Origin of the sequence: Streptomyces sp. APSN-46.1, assembly GCF_022815725.1 — a bacterium.
In the GTDB taxonomy this organism is placed as follows: domain Bacteria; phylum Actinomycetota; class Actinomycetes; order Streptomycetales; family Streptomycetaceae; genus Streptomyces.
The window spans coordinates 656,017-674,832 of sequence record NZ_JALGRF010000002.1 but is presented as its reverse complement, the minus strand read 5'-3'; the positions used below and the strand labels follow the sequence as shown (position 1 = coordinate 674,832).

General features: G+C 73.5%; 18 protein-coding genes and 1 other RNA gene. 12 read left to right on the top strand and 7 right to left on the bottom strand.

The features are described from left to right. Nucleotides 1-37 precede the first annotated feature (37 nt). From MTF65_RS09685 to efeU, 6 genes are all read left to right on the top strand, one after another. The gene (locus MTF65_RS09685; RefSeq protein WP_243628086.1) at nt 38-1,075 is read left to right on the top strand and encodes an ABC transporter substrate-binding protein; all 1,038 of its coding nucleotides are present in this window, start codon (nt 38-40) and stop codon (nt 1,073-1,075) included. 1 nt (nt 1,076) lies between these two features. Continuing rightward, nucleotides 1,077-2,195 (top strand): iron ABC transporter permease, encoded by a 1,119-nt coding sequence (locus MTF65_RS09680; protein ID WP_243628084.1) that lies wholly within the window; start codon nt 1,077-1,079, stop codon nt 2,193-2,195. Then, nucleotides 2,186-3,163: a heme ABC transporter ATP-binding protein gene (locus MTF65_RS09675; protein ID WP_374207215.1), complete on the top strand. Its 978-nt coding sequence runs from the start codon at nt 2,186-2,188 to the stop codon at nt 3,161-3,163. The genes MTF65_RS09680 and MTF65_RS09675 overlap by 10 nt, the downstream gene beginning before the upstream one ends. 65 nt (nt 3,164-3,228) lie before the next feature. Next, a complete protein-coding gene (gene efeO / locus MTF65_RS09670) occupies nt 3,229-4,383 on the top strand; it encodes an iron uptake system protein EfeO (RefSeq protein WP_243628081.1) in 1,155 nt (384 codons plus the stop codon). A gap of 46 nt (nt 4,384-4,429) precedes the next feature. Next, entirely contained in the window at nt 4,430-5,743 is a 1,314-nt protein-coding gene (gene efeB / locus MTF65_RS09665; protein WP_243628080.1) for an iron uptake transporter deferrochelatase/peroxidase subunit, read from the top strand. Between the two features lie 53 nt (nt 5,744-5,796). Next, nucleotides 5,797-6,660: an iron uptake transporter permease EfeU gene (gene efeU, locus MTF65_RS09660; protein WP_243628078.1), complete on the top strand. Its 864-nt coding sequence runs from the start codon at nt 5,797-5,799 to the stop codon at nt 6,658-6,660. An 84-nt stretch (nt 6,661-6,744) separates the two neighbouring features. Here the strand turns inward: efeU and MTF65_RS09655 are convergent, their stop codons facing one another. From MTF65_RS09655 to MTF65_RS09645, 3 genes are all read right to left on the bottom strand, one after another. Next, nucleotides 6,745-7,308 carry a GNAT family N-acetyltransferase gene (locus MTF65_RS09655; RefSeq protein WP_243628076.1) on the bottom strand — a complete coding sequence of 188 codons (564 nt, stop codon included), beginning with the start codon at nt 7,306-7,308 and terminating at the stop codon, nt 6,745-6,747. A 49-nt stretch (nt 7,309-7,357) separates the two neighbouring features. Continuing rightward, the gene (locus MTF65_RS09650; RefSeq protein ID WP_243628075.1) at nt 7,358-8,218 is read right to left on the bottom strand and encodes a PhzF family phenazine biosynthesis protein; all 861 of its coding nucleotides are present in this window, start codon (nt 8,216-8,218) and stop codon (nt 7,358-7,360) included. A 101-nt stretch (nt 8,219-8,319) separates the two neighbouring features. After that, entirely contained in the window at nt 8,320-9,081 is a 762-nt protein-coding gene (locus MTF65_RS09645; protein ID WP_243628073.1) for an SDR family oxidoreductase, read from the bottom strand. A 105-nt stretch (nt 9,082-9,186) separates the two neighbouring features. On the opposite strand from MTF65_RS09645, the gene MTF65_RS09640 reads away from it, so the two are divergent. Then, nucleotides 9,187-10,563, top strand: a complete 1,377-nt coding sequence (locus MTF65_RS09640; RefSeq protein WP_243628072.1) for a Bcr/CflA family multidrug efflux MFS transporter — start codon at nt 9,187-9,189, stop codon at nt 10,561-10,563. Between the two features lie 9 nt (nt 10,564-10,572). Then, nucleotides 10,573-11,607 carry a small ribosomal subunit Rsm22 family protein gene (locus MTF65_RS09635; RefSeq protein ID WP_243628071.1) on the top strand — a complete coding sequence of 345 codons (1,035 nt, stop codon included), beginning with the start codon at nt 10,573-10,575 and terminating at the stop codon, nt 11,605-11,607. On the opposite strand, the gene ddaH is transcribed toward MTF65_RS09635, so the two are convergent. After that, nucleotides 11,604-12,413: a dimethylargininase gene (ddaH, locus tag MTF65_RS09630; RefSeq protein ID WP_243628069.1), complete on the bottom strand. Its 810-nt coding sequence runs from the start codon at nt 12,411-12,413 to the stop codon at nt 11,604-11,606. The genes MTF65_RS09635 and ddaH overlap by 4 nt on opposite strands. A gap of 134 nt (nt 12,414-12,547) precedes the next feature. Between ddaH and MTF65_RS09625 the strand changes: the two genes are divergently transcribed. Both MTF65_RS09625 and MTF65_RS09620 read left to right on the top strand, forming a co-directional pair. After that, nucleotides 12,548-13,219, top strand: a complete 672-nt coding sequence (locus tag MTF65_RS09625; protein WP_243628068.1) for a TetR/AcrR family transcriptional regulator — start codon at nt 12,548-12,550, stop codon at nt 13,217-13,219. 165 nt (nt 13,220-13,384) lie between these two features. Beyond that, on the top strand, nt 13,385-14,137 hold the full coding sequence (locus MTF65_RS09620) for a bifunctional DNA primase/polymerase (RefSeq protein WP_243628066.1): 753 nt from the start codon (nt 13,385-13,387) through the stop codon (nt 14,135-14,137). A gap of 185 nt (nt 14,138-14,322) precedes the next feature. Here the strand turns inward: MTF65_RS09620 and yaaA are convergent, their stop codons facing one another. Further along, nucleotides 14,323-15,123 (bottom strand): peroxide stress protein YaaA, encoded by an 801-nt coding sequence (gene yaaA / locus MTF65_RS09615; protein ID WP_243628064.1) that lies wholly within the window; start codon nt 15,121-15,123, stop codon nt 14,323-14,325. A gap of 118 nt (nt 15,124-15,241) precedes the next feature. Here yaaA and MTF65_RS09610 point away from each other — a divergent pair, with 118 nt between their 5' ends. Then, a complete protein-coding gene (locus tag MTF65_RS09610; RefSeq protein WP_243628063.1) occupies nt 15,242-16,684 on the top strand; it encodes an RNB domain-containing ribonuclease in 1,443 nt (480 codons plus the stop codon). 7 nt (nt 16,685-16,691) lie between these two features. Here MTF65_RS09610 and MTF65_RS09605 read toward each other — a convergent pair whose 3' ends face one another. Next, on the bottom strand, nt 16,692-17,537 hold the full coding sequence (locus MTF65_RS09605) for a hypothetical protein (RefSeq protein ID WP_243628062.1): 846 nt from the start codon (nt 17,535-17,537) through the stop codon (nt 16,692-16,694). Nucleotides 17,538-17,545: 8 nt separating this feature from the next. Further along, complete coding sequence (locus MTF65_RS09600; protein WP_243628061.1) at nt 17,546-18,280, bottom strand: MerR family transcriptional regulator; 735 nt, start codon at nt 18,278-18,280, stop codon at nt 17,546-17,548. Nucleotides 18,281-18,371: 91 nt separating this feature from the next. Between MTF65_RS09600 and rnpB the strand changes: the two genes are divergently transcribed. Then, an RNA gene (gene rnpB, locus MTF65_RS09595) (RNase P RNA component class A) lies at nt 18,372-18,780 on the top strand. Nucleotides 18,781-18,816 lie beyond the last annotated feature (36 nt).

The window sequence follows — 18,816 nt, the reverse complement described above, 5'->3', positions numbered from 1 at the left end:
CCCGCGATTTCAGCCGGACGATCAGGACGGTGCCCTCGTGCCCACACCCGCCGCGCCCCACCGTTTTCCCCGTCTCGCCGTCGCCGTGTCGGCGCTCGCGCTGGCGCTGGCCGTGACGGGCTGCGGAGGCGCGGCCACCACCGCCCCGGAGCCCCCCGCCCGCGCCGCCCCGGCCGGCGCGGCTGTCCCGGACCGGGTGGAACCGCTCTCCCCGGCGCCCCGGCCCGCCCTGCCGGTGACCGTGCCCTCGGCGGACGGCGCCACGGTGACCGTCACGTCCGCCGATCGCGTCGTCCCGCTCACCGGCAGCCTGAACGAGATCGTCCACACCCTCGGCCTCGGCCCGCGGGTCGTCGCCCGCGACATCACCGCCACCTTCGAACAGGCCGCGCCGCTACCGGTGGTGACGCGGGGACACGAGGTGTCCGCCGAGAGCGTGTTGTCGCTCCGCCCGACGCTCGTGCTCGCCGAGACCACCTCCGGTCCCGCCGAGGCGATCCGGCAGATCCGCGACGCGGGCATACCGCTGCTGATCGTGGCCCCCGCCAAGTCGCTGGACGACGTACCGAAGCGGATCGACGCCGTCGCCGGAGCGCTGGGCGTCGAGGACGCCGGGACGCGGCTGAACCAGCGCACGGCCGAGCGGATCGCCGCCGCCCGCAAGGGCATTCCGGCCGCCGCCGCCGCAGCGAAGAAGCCCCGGGTGGCCTTCCTCTACCTGCGCGGCACCGCCTCCGTGTACCTGATGGGCGGCTCCGACTCGGGCGCGGCCTCGCTGCTCGAAGCGGCGGGCGCCGTCGACACCGGCACGGAGTCCGGGCTCGGCAAGGACTTCACACCGATCACCAGCGAGGCCCTGGCCGCCGCCGCGCCCGACGCCCTCCTCGTCATGTCCAAGGGCCTGGACTCCGTCGGCGGCGTGAGCGGCCTGGTGAAGATCCCGGGCGTGGCCCAGACCCCGGCCGGCATGGACCGCCGGGTGGTCACGGTGGACGACGGCGTCCTCCTCAACTACGGCCCGCGCACGGACCAGGTGCTGGCCTCCCTGATCACCCAGCTCTACGGCAAGGGCTGACGTGCCCCTCTCCTACGAGCCCGACCGCACCGCCCCGGCCGCCCCGGACACCCCAGCCGCCCCGCCCGCCTCGGTACGCAGCCCCGAGGCGAGGCGGCGTACCGCCCTGCCGCTCACCGTCGGTCTCGTCGCCGCCCTGGCCGTCCTCGCCCTGGCCTCCGCCGGGGTGGGCGCGTACACCATCCCCGCAGGGGACGTACTCGCCTCCGTCCAGCACCGCATGGGCCTCGGCGGGGCCGCCCTCGACCGGGTCGGGGAGAGCGTGCTGTGGAACGTACGGCTGCCGCGCGTGGTGCTCGCGCTGCTCGTCGGGGCGAGCCTCGGCTGCGCGGGCGCCCTGATGCAGGGGGTGTTCGGAAATCCACTCGCCGAGCCGGGAGTCATCGGCATCTCGGCGGGCGCGGCCGTCGGCGCCGTCGCCGCCATCGCGTTCGGCCTCGGCTTCCTCGGCAACTGGACCGTCACCGCCTGCGCGTTCGTCTCCGGCCTGGTCACGGTCGGGTCCGTCTACCTCCTCTCCCGCAGCGGCGGCAGGACGGAGGTCGTCACCCTCATCCTCACCGGCATCGCCGTGAACGCCTTCGCCGGCGCCCTGATCGGCCTGTTCGTGTTCTTCGCGGACAGCGGCCAGGTCAACCAGATCACCTTCTGGCAGCTCGGCTCCCTCGCCCAGGCCACGTGGCCCAAGGTCCTCGCCGTCCTGCCCTGCGCCCTCGCGGGGCTGCTGGTCGCGCCCTTCCACGCCCGCCGGCTCGACCTCCTGTCCCTGGGCGAGCGCCCCGCCCGCCATCTCGGAATCGACGTCGAGCGGCTGCGGCTCGCCCTGATCCTCGTCGTCGCGCTGCTCACCGCCGCCGCCGTCGCCGTGGCCGGGGTGATCACCTTCGTCGGGCTGCTCGTCCCGCACCTGCTGCGGATGGCCAACGGCCCCGGGCACCGCTTCCTGGTGCCCGGCAGCGCCCTCGCCGGCGCTCTCGTCCTGCTCGCGGGCGATCTGGCCGCCCGGACGATCGCCCGGCCGGCCGAGCTGCCGCTGGGGGTGCTGACCGCCCTGATCGGCAGTCCCTTCTTCTTCTGGCTGCTGCGCCGGACCCGCCGCAAACAAGGAGGCTGGGCGTGAGCGTCCTGTTCAGGCGGCACAAGCGGACGGTCCCGGCCCGCCCCGCCCCCGGCGCGCCCTTCGCGCAGGCCGCGGATCTCCACGTACGGCTCGGCGGGCGCGAGGTCCTGGCCGGGGTCGAACTGACCGCCCGGGCGGGCGAGGTGCTGGCCCTGGTCGGGCCGAACGGCGCGGGCAAGTCCACCCTGCTGGCCGCGCTCGCGGCGGATCTTCCGGCGGCCTCCGGGGTCGTACGGATCGACGGGCGCCCGGTCGGCGACTGGCCGGCCCCCGATCTCGCCCTGCGCCGTTCGGTGCTTCCGCAGTCGGCCGCGCTGTCGTTCCCCTTTCCCGTGGAGGAGGTCGTACGGATGGGCCGCGCGCCCTGGGCGGGCACCCCGCTCGCCGGTTCCGACGAGGCGGCGGTTGCCGCCGCGATGGCCGCGACCGAGGTGACAGGCTTCTCCGGCCGCCCGTTCTCCGCGCTCTCCGGCGGCGAGCGGGCCCGAGTCGCACTGGCCCGGGTCCTCGCCCAGGGGGCCCCGCTGCTGCTGCTCGACGAGCCCACCGCCGCGCTCGACCTGCGTCACCAGGAACTCGTCCTGCGTATCTGCCGGGAGCGGGCGGCGGCCGGGGACGCGGTGGTCGTCGTCCTCCACGACCTGGGTCTCGCGGCCGCGTACGCGGACCGGGCCGCCGTCCTGCACGACGGACGGATCGCGGCGGACGGCCCGCCGGCCGAGGTGTTCGAGGACGGGCTGCTGAGCCGGGTGTACCGGCAGCCGGTGGAGGTGCTCGCGCACCCCCGGACGGGCGCACCGCTGGTGGTGCCGGTCCGGGCGCGCACGGAGGAGTCACCGGGGTTTGACCCTCTCTTGACCGTGCCGAGAGGTCGCCATGGGGGCTCCGTGACGGCGTCGTGTCCGCCGCCCACGGGTGTGCGCCAAATCACTGGACGGGTGGGTATAGGTCAGGTAAGCCTCGGTTAAGTTAGGTCCGCCTCACCGGCCTCTCCCCACCGGGACGGCCCTCCGTCCGAAGCCCAGGAGCCCCTATGCGCCCCGCCCGACTTTCCGTCCTCACCGCGGCTGCCGTGGCGGCCGCGCTCACCGCCGTCACCGGGTGCGCCGAGAAGGGCGACTCCGCCGGCGGCGACGGCGCGATCCACGTGACCGCCACGGACACCGCGTGCGAGGTCTCCAAGAAGGAGTTCCCGGCGGGCAAGGCGACGATCGAGGTCGAGAACAAGGGCTCCAAGGTCACCGAGGTCTACGTCCTGTTCCCGGACGGCCGCATCGTCACCGAGCGCGAGAACATCGGCCCCGGCACCAAGGCCTCCATCACCGCCGAGATCAAGGCGGGCGACTACGAGATCGCCTGCAAGCCCGGCATGAAGGGCGACGGCATCAAGCAGCAGGTCAAGGCCAGCGGCCAGGGCGCCACCGAGAAGCGCAGCCCCGAGCTGGACGCCGCGGTCGCCGCCTACCGCCAGTACGTGAACGCGCAGGCCGAGGAGACCCTCCCCAAGGCGCAGGCCTTCGTGGACGCGGTCAAGGCCGGCGACGTCGAGGCCGCCAAGAAGGCGTACGCCCCCTCCCGCATCGGCTGGGAGCGCACCGAGCCGGTCGCCGAGTCCTTCGGTGACATCGACCCGAAGGTGGACGTCCGCGAGGACGGCCTTGAGGCCGGCCAGGACCCGGCGAAGGACTGGACCGGCTGGCACCGCCTGGAGAAGGCCCTGTGGGCCGACAACAAGATCGGCGACGAGGAGAAGAAGCTCGCCGACACCCTGATGGCCGACCTCACCGACTGGCAGAAGAAGGTCGGCCAGGCGGAGATCACCCCCACCTCGATGGCGAACGGCGCCAAGGAGCTCCTCGACGAGGTGGCCAGCGGCAAGGTCACCGGTGAGGAAGAGCGCTACAGCCACACCGACCTGGTCGACTTCAAGGCCAACGTCGAGGGCGCGCAGAAGGCGTACGAGCTGCTCAAGCCGGTCGCCGCGAAGAACGACCCGACTCTGGCCACCGAGCTGGACAAGCAGTTCGCGGCGATGGACGCGCTGCTCGACAAGTACCGCGCCGACAAGTCCGGCTACGAGTTCCAGTCGTACGAGTCGGTCGGCCAGGAACAGCGCAAGGAGCTCTCCGACGCCGTGAGCGCCCTCGGGGAGCCGCTGTCCAAGCTCGCCGCCGCCGTCGTCAAGTAAGCCGTCGTCAAGTAACACGTAACAGGGGGGGAACAGGGTGTCCGCCATGCCTGAGGAAACCAGCGGCACGACCGCCGCCGCCGCCGATGACGCCGACGCCGTCGGCGGCGGCGAGGCCGGCTCCGGCGCGCCGTCCCGCCGGTCCGTGCTCGGCTGGGGTGGTGCCGGGCTCGCGCTCGGCGCCGCCGCGGCGGGCGGCACCGTCGCCGCGCTCACCAGTACCCACGACGCCGTTCCGGCCGCGCTGACCGGCGCCGCGGTGCCGTTCCACGGCAAGTACCAGGCCGGTATCGCCAGCGCCGTCCAGGACCGGCTGCACTTCGCGGCGTTCGACGTGAAGACGAAGGACCGCGCCGAACTCGTCCAGCTCCTCAAGGAGTGGACCCGGGCGGCCGAGCGGATGACCGCCGGCCTCCCGGTCGGCGAGGGCGCAGTCGGCGGCCTCCCCGAGGCCCCGCCGGACGACACCGGCGAGGCCCTCGGCCTCAAGCCCAGCCGGCTCACGCTGACCATCGGCTTCGGCGCCTCGCTCTTCGCCAAGGGCCGGTTCGGCCTGGAGGACAAGCGCCCCGAGGCCCTGATCGACCTGGAGCTGTTCCCCGGCGACAACCTGGACGCGGCGCGCAGCGGCGGCGACATCTGTGTGCAGGCCTGCGCGGACGACCCGCAGGTCGCGGTGCACGCGATCCGCCAGCTCGCCCGGATCGGCTTCGGCAAGACGGCGGTGCGCTGGTCGCAGCTGGGCTTCGGCAAGACCTCCTCGACCACCCCCGAGGAACAGACCCCGCGCAACATGATGGGCTTCAAGGACGGCACCCGGAACATCTCGGGCACCGACACCGCCGCCCTGGAGAAGCACGTGTGGGTGTCCGCCAAGGACGCCCCGGGCGCCTCGTCGTGGCTGGTGGACGGCTCGTACCTGGTCGCCCGCCGGATCCGCATGAACATCGAGATCTGGGACCGCACTCCGCTCCAGGAGCAGGAGGACATCTTCGGCCGGGACAAGGCCGAGGGCGCGCCGGTCGGCAAGTCCAAGGAGCGCGACGAGCCGTTCCTGAAGGCGATGAAGCCGGAGGCGCACGTCCGCCTCGCGCACCCGGACACCAACGACGGCGCCACGATCCTGCGCCGCGGCTACTCCTTCACGGACGGTACGGACGGACTGGGGCGGCTCGACGCGGGCCTGTTCTTCCTCGCCTACCAGCGTGACGTCCGCAAGGGCTTCGTGCCGATCCAGCGCAGCCTGGCGAAGTCCGACGTACTCAACGAATACATCCAGCACGTGGGTTCGGCCGTCTTCGCCGTCCCGCCGGGCGTCCGCGACAAGGACGACTGGTGGGGCCGGGCGCTGTTCTCGTAGCACTCGTAGCACTCGTAGCAGCGGACAAGGGACAAGGGGACAAGGGGAACCACGTGTTCAGCAACTATCTGATCGGTCTGCGAGAGGGACTGGAGGCCAGCCTCGTCGTCTGCATCCTCGTCGCGTACCTGGTCAAGACCGGGCACAAGGACAAGCTGGCCCCGCTGTGGGTCGGTGTGGGCCTGGCGGCGGCGGTGAGCCTGGGCTTCGGCGCGGCGCTCGAATTCGGCACGCAGGAGCTCACGTTCCAGGCGCAGGAGGCGATCGGCGGCTCGCTGTCGATCATCGCCGTGGGCCTGGTGACCTGGATGGTCTTCTGGATGAAGCGCACGGCGCGGCATCTGAAGGCCGAACTGCACGGGAAGCTGGACGCGGCGCTCGCGATGGGCACGGGCGCGCTGGTCACCACCGCGTTCCTGGCCGTCGGCCGGGAGGGGTTGGAGACCTCGCTGTTCGTGTGGCGCTCGGTGAAGGCGGCCGGTGACGGGGCGGGACCGCTGACGGGTGTGCTGCTGGGCATCGCCTCGTCGGTCCTGCTGGGCTGGCTGTTCTACCGCGGCGCGTTGAAGATCAACCTGGCCGAGTTCTTCAAGTGGACCGGTGGCATGCTGGTCGTGGTCGCGGCGGGCGTGCTCGCGTACGGGGTCCACGACCTCCAGGAGGCGGACTTCGTGCCCGGGCTGGGGTCCAGGGCGTTCGACATCAGCTCCACGATTCCGCCGGACAGCTGGTACGGAACCCTGCTGAAGGGGACGTTCAACTTCCAGCCGGATCCGACCTGGCTCCAGGTCGCGGTGTGGGCGGCCTACCTGATCCCCACGCTGTTCCTCTTCTTCGGCCCGCGGCTGACGGGGCGCGCGCCGGCCCCGACGGCCGCCCCGGCCGGTGTCGCCGTGGAGGCGGAGAACCAGGCGTAGGCCGTCTCTTTCGGTTACGCCGACGGGGCCCGGATCTTCGCGATCCGGGCCCCGTCGGCGTATCCGGTGGTACGGACGCGCCCGTCACCACAGGCGGTCGATGAGCCCCGAATACAGCGCGATCCGCGTCCCCGCGAAGGCCGCCGCGCCGGGCTCGACGGCCTGGCCGAGGAAGTCCGCCAGGACCTCCTTGTCGAACCCGGGCTCGTCCGTGGACAGCGGTTCCTCGGGCGTCCCGCCCACGAGCACGGCCCCCGGCAGCCGGGTGAAGCCGGCGCTCTCGTAGAACGGCGCCAGCGGCCGGTCGCAGCTGAACAGCACCAGGTCCAGCCCCGGTACGGCGGCCAGCTCGCGGCGCGCGGCCGCGACGAGCCGCGCCCCGCACCCCCGGCCCCGCGACGCGGTCCGGGTCACGACCGCACTGAGCCCGGCCGCGCGGTACGTGCGCCCCTGGTGCCGGATGTCTTTGAACAGCAGCGCCAGCGAGGCGGCCACCGCGCCGTCCCCGTCCAGGAGCAGCAAGGCCCGCGGGCTGAGCGCCGGGTCGTGCCCCGGGCTGGCACCGGGCCAGGCCTCAGCCTCCAACGCCGCGACCTGCTCGGCGAGCGCCGCCGGCAGCTCGGCCTCGGCGTATCCCACAACCCTCACCGGAGCCGCCCTTCCCCGGCCGCGCCGCTCCTCGGCGCCGGGCTCGGGGTCATGCGATGCTCGTGCCCGCGCCGGCTACGCGGACTCGGGGGTCTCCGGGCCGGAGTTCCACGGTCAGGATCCCGGGGCGGCCCATGTCCTCGCCCTGGTGGAGGGTGAGCACCGCGTCCGCCGGGACCAGGCCGGCCTCCCGGGCGTACGCCCCGAAGGCGGCCGCGGCGGCCCCGGTGGCGGGGTCCTCGACGACGCCGCCGACCGGGAAGGGGTCCCGTACGTGGAAGAGCGCCGGGCCCTCCCGGTACACCAGCTGGACGGTGGTCAGGTCCAGGCGCCGCATCAGCGCCTCCAGCCGGGTGAAGTCGTACGCGAGGTCCGCGAGCCGGGCCCGGGTGCCGGCGCCGATGATCAGGTGGCGGGCTCCGGCATAGGCGATCCGGGGCTGGATCGCCGGGTCCAGGTCGGCCGCCGGCCAGTCCAGCGCGGCCAGCGCCTCGGCGAGGTCCTGCGGGGAGACCTCCTCGACGTGCGGCTCCACGCTGGTCAGCGTGGCCCGCGGCGAACCGCCGGCCGTCTCGACCGATACCGGCACCGTCCCCGCCCGGGTCTCGAAGAGCAGCTCGCCCGGACCGATCCGCTCGGCCAGCGCCACGGCGGCGGCCACGGTGGCGTGCCCGCAGAACGGGACCTCGGCCTGCGGGCTGAAGTACCGCACGGTGAAGGCCCGTCCCGACTCCCCCGCCAGGCCTTCCGGCGGCGCGGTCAGGAACGCCGTCTCGCTGTAGCCCAGCTCGGCGGCGATCCCGAGCATGGCGGCCTCGTCCAACCCGCTCGCGTCGAGCACGACCCCGGCGGGGTTGCCGCCCTCCGGGTCGTCGGAGAAGGCGGTGTATCGCAGTACCTCAGTCGTCATGATCGCCTCAACTTGACCACGCCTCCCGGCATTCCCGGCCGGCCCGGGCGCCCGCCCAGCCTGCGCCCAGCCCGCCCGCCCAGCCCGCACCCGGCCCGCGCCTAGCCCCGCCCGATGTACGGCATCGCCGTCGCCATCACCGTCGCGAACTGCACGTTCGCCTCCAGCGGCAGCTCCGCCATGTGCAGCACCATCCGCGCCACGTCGGCCGCGTCCATCACCGGCTCCACCGCCAGCTGTCCGTTGGCCTGGAGGATGCCGGTCCGCATCTGCTCGGTCATCTCGGTCGCCGCGTTGCCGATGTCGATCTGCCCGCACGCGATCCGGTACGGCCGCCCGTCCAGCGACAGCGACTTCGTCAGGCCCGTCATCGCGTGCTTGGTCGCCGTGTAGGCGATCGAGTGCGGGCGCGGCACGTGCGCCGAGATCGAACCGTTGTTGATGATGCGGCCGCCCTGCGGATCCTGCGCCTTCATCACCCGGAAGGCCGCCTGGGCGCAGAGGAATGCCCCGGTCAGGTTGACGTCCACGACCGAGCGCCACGCCTCGTACGTGATGTCCTCCAGCGGGACTCCCGCCGGACCGAAGGTGCCCGCGTTGTTGAAGAGCAGGTCGAGCCGCCCGTACCGCTCCCGCACCGCCCCGAAGAGCGCGGCCACGTCCTGCGGATCGCTCACGTCCGCCCGTACGCACAGCAGGTCCGCGCCGTCGCCGGCCGCCTCGGCGGTCTCCTCCAGCGGCTCCGTCCGGCGGCCGGCCACGGCCACCGCCCAGCCCGCGGCGGCCAGGGTCAGGGCTACGGAGCGCCCGATTCCGGAGCCTGCCCCGGTGACTACGGCGATCTTCTTCCCACGTTCGTCCATGGGGCCGCAGGGTACGTCACACCGGGCAGCCGGCCCGGAACGTTCCGCCAGCTGAGAGCATGGGTCGGTCAGGGGTGCGCAAAGACGACGAGAGTGGAGTGCCGTATGTCGGAGAGAGCCCCCGCGCCGGCGTCACCGCCGCCGTCGCCCGAGACGCCCTCTGCCCCCATATCCGCCACCGCCACCGCCCCTCTCGCGAAGGCGCGCCGCACCGGGCTGCTCGTCACCTTCGTGCTCGGCGGGCTCAGCGCCCTCCCCCCGCTGTCCATGGACATGTACCTGCCGGCCCTGCCGGAGGTCACCACGGTCCTGCGCAGCCCGGCCGCGACCGTCCAGCTCACCCTCACCGCCTGCCTGGCCGGCATGGCGCTGGGCCAGCTGGTCATCGGCCCCATGAGCGACAAGTGGGGCCGCCGCAGGCCGCTGCTGACCGGCATGGTCCTCTACGTCCTCGCCACCGCCCTCTGCGCCCTCGCTCCGACCGCCGAGCTGCTGATCGCGTTCCGGCTGCTCCAGGGCCTGGCGGGGGCGGCCGCGATCGTCATAGCCCGGGCCGTCGTACGCGACCTGTACGACGGGGTCGAGATGGCCCGGTTCTTCTCCACACTGATGCTCATATCCGGGGCCGCCCCGATCATCGCCCCCCTCATCGGCGGCCAGGTGCTCCGCTTCTCCGACTGGCGCGGGGTCTTCGCAGTCCTCACCGCCGTCGGCCTCGCGCTCACCCTGCTGGTGTGGCGCGGGCTCGGCGAGACCCTGCCGGCCGAGCGCCGCCAGACCGGCGGCGTGGGGGCCGCGCTGCGCACCATGCGCGGGCTGCTCGCCGACCGGGTGTTCGCCGGGTACATGCTGGCCGGCGGCTTCGCGTTCGCGGTGCTCTTCTCGTACATCTCCGCCTCCCCCTTCGTGGTGCAGGAGATCTACGGTGCGTCCCCGCAGGCGTTCAGCCTGCTGTTCGGCCTCAACTCGGTCGGCCTGATCACCGTCGGCCAGATCAACGGCAAGCTGCTGGTCGGCCGGGTCAGCCTGGACAAGGCCCTGGCCACCGGGCTCGGCGTCATCACGGTCGCCTCGGTGGCGCTGCTGCTGATGTCCACCGGGGTGTTCGGCGAGGTCGGGCTGGTGCCGATCGCCGCCGCGCTGTTCGTCCTGATGTCGGCGATGGGCCTGGTGCTGCCGAACACCAACGCGCAGGCGCTGATGCGCACCCCGCACGCGGCCGGGTCGGCCTCGGCGCTGCTGGGCACCTCGTCGTTCCTGGTCGGGGCGGTCGCCTCGCCGCTCGTCGGGATCGCCGGTGAGGACACGGCCGTGCCCATGGCCGTGGTCCAGCTGGCCTGCTCGCTGCTGTCCGTGGGCTGCTTCCTCGGGATGTGCAGGCCGTGGCGGCAGCACCATCAGGACCAGTCGGGCCAGGATCGGGACCAGGATCGGCGCGGGCAGCGGCCGGACGTGGAATCCGGCGCGCCGCTCGCGCCGTAAACTTTCGAGGTGAACGCCGCCGACTACGCTTCCCCCTCCGCCACCACCGCCGAGACCCTCCGCAGCGCGCTGGGCGGACTGCTCGACGGGCTTCCGCCGAAGCAGGCCTCGGCCGCCGTCGAGCGGCTCATCGCGAACTACCGGGGCACCACCCCGACCGACGCGCCCGTGCTGCGCGACCACTCCGACGTGGCGGCTTACGCGGCGTACCGGATGCCGGCCACCTTCGAGGCCGTACGGTCCGCCCTGGCCGGGCTGGCCGAGGCGGCCCCGCGATGGGCGCCCCGCTCGCACGTGGACGTCGGCGGCGGCACCGGTGCCGCGACCTGGGCGGTCGACGCCACCTGGGACGGGCCGCGCGAGACCACCGTGCTGGACTGGGCGGAGCCGGCCCTGGCCCTGGGCAGGGAACTCGCGGCGGCCTCCGCCTCGCGGGTACTGCGCGGCGCCGAGTGGCGGCGGGCCGTCATCGGCTCCGGCCTGGTGCTCCCCGAGGCCGAGCTGGTGACCGTGTCGTACGTACTGGGCGAGCTGACGCCGGAGGCCCGCCGGGCCGTGGTCGCCGAGGCGGCGCGCGCCGGGCAGGCGGTGGTGCTGATCGAGCCGGGCACGCCCGAGGGGTACCTGCGGATCCGCGAGGCCCGCGACCAGCTGATCGAGGCCGGGTTGCGGGTCGCCGCGCCCTGCCCGCACGACGGGACCTGCCCGATCGAGGTCGGGCAGGACTGGTGCCACTTCTCGGCCCGGGTCAGCCGGTCGTCGCTGCACCGGCAGGTCAAGGGCGGCTCCCTCCCGTACGAGGACGAGAAGTTCAGCTACGTGGCCGCGACCCGCTTCCCGGTGGAGCCGGTCGCCTTCCGGGTCACGCGGAGGCCGCAGATCCGCAAGGGGCTCGTCCTGCTGGACCTGTGCGGTCCCGAGGAAGGACCGTCGGCGGGGCTGACCCGGGCCACCGTGACCAAGCGCCACGGTGGCCTGTACAAGGCGGCGAGGAACGCCGACTGGGGCCAGGAATGGCCCCCGGCCGGCTCCGAGACCGCTTAGGGCCGCAGCTCCTGGGTGCAGCACTTCACGCTGCCGCCGCCCTTGAGGAGTTCCCCGAGGTCCATGGGGATCGGCTCGAACCCCCGGTCCCGCAACGGCGCCAGCAGTCCCGTCGCCGCCTGCGGGAGCAGGACGTGCCGGCCGTCCGAGACGGCGTTGAGCCCGAGGGCGGCCGCGTCCTTGCCCTCGGCGATGAGGGCGTCGGGGAAGAGCCGTCGGAGCACGGCCCGGCTGCCGTGCGAGAAGGCCGGCGGGTAGTACATGAGGTCGTCGCCGTCGAGGACGCAGAGCGCCGTGTCGAGGTGGTAGTAGCGCGGGTCCACCAGGTCGAGCCCGATGACCGGCCGGCCGAAGAACTCCTGGGCCTCGTCGTGCGAGAGCGGGCTGGAGCGGAAGCCCCGGCCGGCCAGGATGTAGCTGGCGGTGACGGCGAAATCGCCCTCGCCCTCGTTGACGTGGGACGGCTCGTGGATGTCCTGGAAGCCGTGGCTACGGAACCAGTCGAGGTGGATCTCCGCCTCGGCGGCGCGCTCCGGGTAGGCGAACCGGGCGCCGAGCACCCGGCCGTCGACGACGAGGGCGCCGTTCGCGGCGAAGACCATGTCCGGCAGCCCGGGGTCGGGTGTGAGGGTCTCGACGGTGTGGCCGAGGGAGCGGTAGCGGTCCCTCAGTTCCTCCCACTGGGCGTTCGCGAGGGGCAGGTCCACCGGTTTCGTGGGATCCATCCACGGGTTGATGGAGTACGTGACCTTGAAATGTGCGGGTGAGCACATCAGGTAGCGCCGGGGTGTGGCGTCTCTGCGCAAAGAAGGCTCCTCACGACTCGCGAAGATGTGAACAGAATCGTCTCTCCTCAAGGGGGGCGGCGCAGTGAACTATCCGGGTGTTTTAAGGAATGGCTCAGAGACGAGACGTCTCGGGTTGGTAGTAGCTTGGTGGGATGAGCACCAAGCCGACGAGCGCCAAGCCTCCGAGCGCCAAGCCCGCGAGCACCAAGTCCTCGCCCGCGAAGATCCCCGACGCCAGCCGCCGCAGCGACCGCTCCCGGCGCGCGATCCTCGACGCGGCGCTCGCGCTGGTCGGGGAGGTCGGCTACAACAAGCTGACGATCGAGGCCATCGCGGCCCGCGCGGGGGTCGGGAAGCAGACCATCTACCGCTGGTGGCCCTCGAAGGCGGCGGTCCTGCTGGACGCCTCGCTGGCGCTCGCCGGGGACGCGGAGACCGAGGGCGGCTGGGCCGGCTTCCCCGACACCGGTGATCTGGCGGCCGACCTGAAGTTCGTCCTGCGGGCGACGGTGGACGAGTTCAACGACGAGAAGTACGAGGCCCCTACGCGCGCCCTGACAGCGGCCGGGGCCACGGATCCCGACCTCGGAGCGCGGTTCAACGAGCAGCTGCTCGAACCCCAGCTCGCCCTCTACGAGGCCCGGTTGCGCTCGGCCCGGGAGGCCGGGCAGCTCGCGAAGGACACGGATCTGCGGCTGACGGTCGAGATGCTGCTCGGGCCGCTGACGTACCGTTGGCTGCTGCGGACGGCGCCGCTCACGCACGCCTTCACGGACGCGCTGGTGGACCGGGTGCTGGGCGGCGTGGGGAAAGTCACCGACTGACGGTTGGCGCGCATGGCCGAGAAAATATGGCCGGTTCATGGCGCTTTGCGGGGATTGCGGGGCGGCGGTCCGCGGGCCCCCGGTGGAGGAGTGCGGTCATCCGGGGCTCAGGATGGTGGGACGATGTCAGGGTCTGCCGGGGCCAACGTTCAGGTGAGGGGATAGATGGGGTCTGAGTCGGGCCGCGTCAAACGCGGCGAGCAGAGCAGGATTTCGCAGTGGCTGCGCCGACGGTCGAAGCCCCAGGCTGCCGAAGACCCCGGACGAGAGCGCGAGGCGCTCCTCCTGGCCGTGGCCGCCGCGGGACTACCACTCGCCCCCGCCGCACATCCGGCCGGCTACCGATGTTCGTGCGACCGCATCGGCTGCCCCACTCCCGCGCGGCACCCCGTCTCCTTCGCCTGGCAGACCCAGTCGACGACCGACCGCGCGCAGGTCGAACGCTGGGCCCGCAACCAGCCGCAGGCCAACTTCATCACCGCGACCGGCATGGTCCACGACGTCCTCGACGTCCCGCTGGAGGCCGGCCGCAGCGCGCTGGACCGCCTGCTGGCCGCCGGCGTCGAGGTGGGACCCGTCGCCGAGTCCGCCGGTACGGGCGACCAGGCCCGGATGCTCTTCTTCACCGCGACGCGCGGAACCCCCGAGGACGAGGACGAGTGGTGGCCGTGTGCGCTGGACTGCCACCCCGAGACCATGGACGAGCACCCCGGCCTGCGCTGGCACTGCCGCGGCAGCTACGTCCTGGTGCCCCCGGCCGCCCTCCCGGGTGACCACGCGGTGACCTGGATCCGCGGCATGGAGCACCCCCTCCCGGACCCGCTGACCCTCCTGGAAACCCTCACCGACGCCTGCGCCACGTACGCCGGCTCCGCCGACCAGACCCCGGCCACCGTCGCCTGGCCCCTGGGCCGTTAGCCCGGCCGGCTGTCGAACCGGGGCCGGGGCAGGGCCGCCGGGCGGCGGGCGGCAGGCAGCGGAGAAGGCAAGGGCGCGGGGATCCCCCGGACCGGGTCCGGGTCCGGGGCCGCGCCGACACCGGCGCCGGGATCGGCCGACGGTCCGAGCCCGGGGCCCATGCCCACCGCGTGCGGCGCGGGCCGTCAGTGGATCTGGGTCACGACCACGTCCAGGGACCACGCCTTGGCCGGCTTCGCGGGGGCCTCGGCCTCCACCGCGTACCCCAGGTCCCGCAGCGCCGTCACCAGCTCCGCCGGCGAGGCGGGAACGGCCCCGGCCACCAGCAGGTCCCGTACCAGCCGGCCCTTCGTCGCCTTGTTGAAGTGGCTCACCACCGAACGCTTCTCCACCCCGTCCACCATCTGGGAGTGCAGCACCCGCACGGTGGCGGTGCGCCCGGCCGGCTCCCCCTTGGGCTTCCACGCCGACGCGTACGCCGACGACCGCAGGTCCAGCACCAGCCCGTCCCCCGACGCCTCCGGCAGCACCGAAGCCATCGGGCCCCGCCAGTACGCGCCCAGCGCCCCCAGCGCCGGCAGCTTGACGCCCATCGAGCACCGGTACGAAGGAATCCGGTCAGTCACCCGCACCGCGCCCCACAGCCCGGAGAACACCAGCAGCGACTCCTCGGCCAGGGCGCGGGCCGCCGCGGGAAGGGAAGCCAGGCCGAGCGCGTCGTAGAGCACGCCCGTGTAGACCTCCCCCGCCGGCCGCGCCACCGCGTCCCGCAGCCCGGCGTTCTTGGCGACCTCGCCGCGCAGCCCCTCGCTCAGCCCCAGCACCTCACGCGCCTTGAGCTCGTCGCCCGCGCACAGCTCGACCAGCTCCTCCAGCACCGCCGCCCGCGCCCCGGCCAGCCCCGGCAGCGACAGGGACTCCGGCTTCAGCGGCGCGCCGGAACCGCCGGCGGCCTTTCCCTCGGAAGGCGGCAGCAGCACGAGCACAATCGTTCTCCTTCAACTCCAAACACAGCGCGGGGGATGCGGCCCCCGAGCCAGGGTAGACGCCCCCGCGTGCCCCGCTCACCGTGCCGCCCGGCCCTTGCCGACCTACGCTCGACCCATGCCACGCCGTCCTATGCACATGACCGGCGCAGACGGGGCTGCCCTGCGGGCCGCGCTGCGTGATCTGCGGACGAAGCTGCACGTGCCGGGGGAGTTCCCGGCCGCCGTACTCGCCGAGGCCGAGCAGGCGGTCCGGGAGCCGCGGCTCCCGGACGTCGACGCCACCGACATCCCCCTGTTCACCATCGACCCGCCGGCCTCCCGCGACCTCGACCAGGCCATGCACCTGGCGAAGCGCCCGGCCGGCGGCTACCGGGTGCACTACGCCATCGCCGACGTCGCCGCCTTCGTCACCCCCGGCGGCGCCCTCGACGCCGAGGCCCGCCGCCGCGTCACCACCCTCTACTTCCCCGACGTGAAGGTCCCCGTCCATCCGGCCGTGCTCTCCGAGGGCGCGGCCAGCCTGCTGCCCGGCCAGACCTGCCCGGCGCTGCTGTGGCGGTTCGATCTGGACTCCGCCGGCCGGGTGGAGAGCACCGAGGTCCGCCGGGCCCTGGTCCGCAGCCGGGCCAAGCTCGACTACGAGGGCGTCCAGCAGGCCATCGACTCCGGGACCGCCGAGGAGTCCCTCGCCCTCCTCAAGGACATCGGCCGGCTGCGCGAAGCCCTGGAACGGGAACGCGGCGGCGTCTCCCTGAACGTCCCCGACCAGGAGATCGTCGCGCGGAACGGCTCGTTCACCCTCGTGTACCGGGCGCCGCTCCCGGTGGACGGCTGGAACGCCCAGATCTCCCTCATGACCGGCATGGCCGCCGCCGAGCTGATGCTCGCCTCCGGTACGGGCATCCTGCGCACCCTCCCCAGCGCCCCCGACGGGGCGGTCGCCCGGCTCCGGCTCACCGCGAAGGCCCTACGGATCGACTGGCCGCACCACATGGCGTACGCCGAGCTCGTGCGCTCCCTCGACCCGCACCTCCCCGCCCACGCGGCGTTCCTCCAGGAGTGCACCACCCTGCTGCGCAACGCCACGTACACGGTCTTCACCGGCGGCCACCTCCCCTCCCCCGCCGTCCACGCCGCGGTGGCGGCCCCGTACACGCACTGCACCGCCCCGCTGCGCAGGCTCGTCGACCGGTACACCGGCGAGCTGTGCGTGGCGGCGGTGGCGAACGCCGAGCCCCCGCAGTGGGTGGTGTCGGCGCTGGAGACGGTCCGGGGCCGGATGGCGGAAGGGAGCAGGCTGGCCAACAAGGCCGAGCGGGAATGCGTGGACCTCGTGGAGGCGGCGCTGCTCAAGGACCGCGTCGGGGAGACCTTCGACGCGACGGTGATCGACATCGAGGACAACGCGCCGCTGGTCGGCACGGTCCACCTGGAGGAGCCGGCGGTGGTCGGCCGCGTGACGTCGCGGTCCGAGAAGCTGCCGCTGGGCGAGCGGATCCCGGTCCGGCTGACGGCGGCGAACCCGGGCGTCGCGAAGGTCCTCTTCGCCCGGGCCTGACCCCCCGTCACGGGGAGGCGGGTTGCCGCAGTGCGGCGACCAGGGCGCGCGGGTCGTCGGCGTGGAAGCGGACGGTACGGGCCGCCGCGCGGGCGCCGAGCGGCCGGGTGAAGGGGAGTGGGTGGGTCAGCTCCAGGGTCACCGTCGTCTGGCTGCCCACGATCAGGTCGAGCACCCCGTCGTCGGACAGGGTCACGAGCCGGCCCTCCGGATAGCGGCGGTCGACCCGGGCCGAGGCCACCGCCTCCGGCGGGACGGTGAGGTCGAACAGCGCCCCGTACCGGATGCGCAGGGAGCCGTCCGGCCCGACGACATGCGGCCGGGTGACGCAGGCGGCGTGCATCGCCAGCACGATCAGGATCCCGTACACGTCGAGGACCAGGACCACCCGGTGCACGGCGGGCCAGGGGATCAGCACGGCCAGCGCGGCGGTCTCGATCACGGACACGAAGAGCAGCCCGTACATCATGGCGGTCTGCGGTCCGGTGTACCCGGCGGCGAGATCCCCGGCGCGGACCCCGTGCGGCGGCCTGCGCAGGAGCCACCGCCCCAGGGCGGCGCAGGCCCGCAGCTCGTGCAGCACCAGCCGGCGCACGGGCGCGGGCACCGTCTGCCGGACCGCCGCCCGCCAGGCCTCCCCCGGCCGCGCACCCCGGGCGCGGGCGGCGGCGTACAGCGAGCGCAGCACCCACGCCTCCAGCAGCAGCACGCCGAGCACCAGCGCCTCGACGAGGGCGAGCGCCCAGCCGGGCGGCCGCACCCCGGCCGCCCCGCAGACGACCAGCGCCAGTTCCGCCGGGATGACGGAGACCACCGCCGCGCGGGCCACCCGTACACCGTTCGCCCTCTTCATCCCCGGCTTCATCCCCGACCCCTCTCCATGAACGCCGCCATGACCCGGCGGACGACCTCCGCCTGCGCGGGGGCGTACTCCGCGAGCAGGGCCTCCTTGAACCCCTCGACGACCGTCCCGCCCGCCGGGATCGCCGCGAACACCTCGTCGGGGACGGCCGCCACCAGCTCGGCGGCGAGCGCCGGGATCCGGGGGTCGTCCACCGGGGCGTCGGCGAGCGCGTCGAGGCGCTCGTACAGCGCGAGGACGGCCGGATCGGCGGCCAGCGGGCCGAGGGCGGCGTAGACCGCCTCGCCGCCCGCGCCGGTCGCGTCGAGCAGCGTCAGGTGCTCGCGGTCCATCGCGGCGGCCGGCGAGGCCGTGTGCGGCGCCTTCGCCAGGAGCGCGGCGAGCGCGGGGGACAGTGGTTCGGTCTCTCCCGGCTCGGCGGCCAGCAGCACGGCGAGCCGGCGCCTGCGCTCCCCGATCTCCGCCTCCTGGCGGGCGAGGTCGGCGTCCAGTTCCTCCAGTACGTCGGCCAGGTCGCGCCCGGCGTCGTCGGCGAGGACGTCGCGCACCTCGTCCAGACTCAGCCCGAGCTCGGTGAGCCGGCGCACCCGGGCGAGCAGGACGGCGTCGCGCACGGTGTAGGCCCGATAGCCGTTGGGTCGCCGCTCCGGTTCCGGGAGCAGTCCGACATGGTGGTAGTGCCGGATGGCCCGGGTGGTGACCCCGACCAGCGCGGCGATCTCTCCGATCCGCATGTCCCCCAGTAGAAACCCTGCCGCTGCGTCAAGGTCAAGCGGCAAGGTCAAGTGGCGACGGCACAGCCGGTAGCATGGTCGCCACGGCAGACGAGTCGGCCGGGCGGCCGCGTCGGGATCGCGAGATCCCGCCGAGGAACGTCCGGGCTCCACAGGGCAGGGTGGTGGGTAACGCCCACCCGGGGTGACCCGCGGGACAGTGCCACAGAAAACAGACCGCCGGGGGCTTCGGCCCTCGGTAAGGGTGAAACGGTGGTGTAAGAGACCACCAGCGCCTGAGGTGACTCAGGCGGCTAGGTAAACCCCACCCGGAGCAAGGTCAAGAGGGGTTGGTCGTCTTCGGACGCCGGCCCTGCGCGAACGCTTGAGGGCTGCCCGCCCGAGTTCGCGGGTAGACCGCACGAGGCCGGTGGCAACACCGGTCCTAGATGGATGGCCGTCTCCCCGGCGACCGCGAGGTCTCCGGGCGACAGAACCCGGCGTACAGGCCGGCTCGTCTGCCACACCCCTCCTGACCTGGGAAACCCCGGGCCGGG